1 protein-coding gene is annotated in these 738 nt (G+C 56.8%); it reads left to right on the top strand.

The features are described from left to right. The coding region (locus MK745_RS19665) for an IS3 family transposase (RefSeq protein ID WP_243614864.1) at window positions 1-738 on the top strand (738 nt) is incomplete at both ends.

Consider the following 738-nt stretch of genomic DNA (forward strand, 5'->3'; position numbering starts at 1 on the left):
GTATTGATCGTGTTCGTGCTGAGCTGAATATCTCAGAGCGCCGCGCTTGCCGCGTTCTGAGACAGCACCGCTCCACGCAGCGCAGAGTGCCGATTGGTCGTCCAGACGAAGATCGCCTGGTGGCCGACATGATCGAACTGACCCGGCAATATGGTCGATACGGCTATCGTCGGATCGCAGCGCTGCTGAGAGATGCCGGTTGGCATGTGAACGACAAGCGCGTCGAAAGGCTGTGGCGACGAGAGGGGCTGAAAGTGCCAATGAAACAACCAAAGAAGGGCCGGCTCTGGCTGAATGACGGATCGTGTATCCGTCTTCGACCCGAGCACCGTGATCACGTGTGGAGCTATGACTTCGTGCATTGCCGGACGGACGATGGAAAGGCATTCCGGACGCTCAACATCATCGACGAGTACAGTCGGGAATGTCTGGCCATACGCGTGGATCGCAAGCTGAACTCAGGCAACGTCATCGACGCTTTGAGTGACCTGTTCATCCTGCGCGGCGTGCCGGCGTTCATACGTTCCGATAATGGGCCTGAGTTCGTTGCTCAGGCCGTCCAGGACTGGATCAAGGCTGTCGGCGCAAAGACGGCCTACATTGAACCGGGCAGCCCTTGGGAGAATGGATATTGTGAAAGCTTCAACGCTCGGTTCCGAGACGAGTTCTTGAACGGCGAGATCTTCTACAGTCTGCGCGAGGCTCAAATCCTGATCGAAGAATGGAGGAAACACTTCA

The sequence above is a fragment of the Shimia aestuarii genome (genome assembly GCF_022814865.1).
In the GTDB taxonomy this organism is placed as follows: domain Bacteria; phylum Pseudomonadota; class Alphaproteobacteria; order Rhodobacterales; family Rhodobacteraceae; genus Shimia; species Shimia aestuarii_A.